A 1,304-nucleotide genomic window follows, 5' to 3' on the forward strand; every position below is an offset into this window, starting at 1 on the left:
GACAACCTCTAGTTATGATGGCAAGCGCTTAGCAGTAGGGCTAAGTATAGGTTTTGTTTTAACTTATAATGTGAATGATGGAGCTTTTTTAACTGAATCAAACATAGGCGGCGTAGCGCCTGTGCGTTTTCTTATTTTAGACGAAAGCTATTTCCTAGCCTCTCGTTTCCATCCTGAATTTAAGAAATTTAACCTTTGTCAACATACTCCTGATACAAAATACTGTGGAGCCTTATGGCCTTGGACGCCTAGGGAATATCCAGTGGTAGATTCTCATCATATTCATGCTAGCTATGATGGCCGCAAATTAGTCTTTTGTGATGAACATGGTTGGCTGCATCTATGGGACTTTGCTCATTTGCAAGGAAAGGAGCGTATTTTGGTGGCTCCTCCCCATGCTTAGAAAGACTATTTATTTTACTTGAATCGTTTGGCTAATTAAAATTGATTGTAACTGTTCATAAGAACGATAAGAGGAATATTTTCGTTATATTACTTCTTCGCCAAGCACCTCGGGAGGTTGCGAAGTTGCTTGAAGTTGATTGGCTATAAAATGCCTGAATCCTTCAAGCCTAGTGGAAGAAGAGGGGGCAACCCATAAAGAAATTGAAAAGCCAAAATATGTTTTTGTTTTTTTCGCGCTTGGCTAAGCTTGCTACTATAAAAATCGATTAATTGGTCAGAACTTATAAAGCAAATTTTGGCAAAGTGTGTTTAAAATAATCGTTCATTGGTATAAATAATTTTCCTTCAAAAAGGCAATGGATTGGGCATGAATCAGTTGATATTTAAAATACGCTATTGAATTTTAAATAATAAAACCCTGAAATTTTACAATAAATCAGACAAATCTAAATTTATGGTAAATAACATGACACCATTTTCCTTAATCCCTAGTATAAGAATACCTGAAGAAGTGCAATTAAAGATTCTTAGCCTTTTAGATGAAAAAGAGTTACCGATTGCAGGCCTTGTTAACAAACATTGGCAGCGAATGGCTCAAGATCCTTCTTTATGGCGGCCTATTTGCCAACGACGCTGGAAAAACCTTAGCCACTCTTCTTCCCCAGGAAAAAACTGGCAAAAAATCTGTAAGAAAAGAGTACAGATGTCACAAACGATGAGGCTAACGAAAGGCGAGTATTCAAAAAACAAATGTAAACAGACTATCTACAAATTACCTAATTTTTCAGGGAAAATTCTTGCGCTTAAAACTCGATGATATACTTTTTTATTCTTGACAGTTAGGCAGCTTTTCTTGATGACTCAAAGGTTACATTTTCTTGTACTGCATTTAAATGTTT

The 1,304-nt window shown here is 36.2% G+C and carries 1 protein-coding gene and 1 pseudogene; both read left to right on the forward strand.

Annotated features, from left to right (window positions below; translation table 11 throughout):
- Positions 1-403 (forward strand): annotated as a pseudogene (locus tag DB41_RS12015) (hypothetical protein); the annotation flags it as partial.
- A gap of 468 nt (positions 404-871) precedes the next feature.
- Positions 872-1,222, forward strand: coding sequence for an F-box protein (locus DB41_RS10320; protein WP_039387045.1), 351 nt, complete (start codon positions 872-874; stop codon positions 1,220-1,222).
- Positions 1,223-1,304 lie beyond the last annotated feature (82 nt).

Origin of the sequence: Neochlamydia sp. TUME1 (genome assembly GCF_000813645.1) — a bacterium.
Taxonomy (GTDB): Bacteria; Chlamydiota; Chlamydiia; order Chlamydiales; family Parachlamydiaceae; genus Neochlamydia.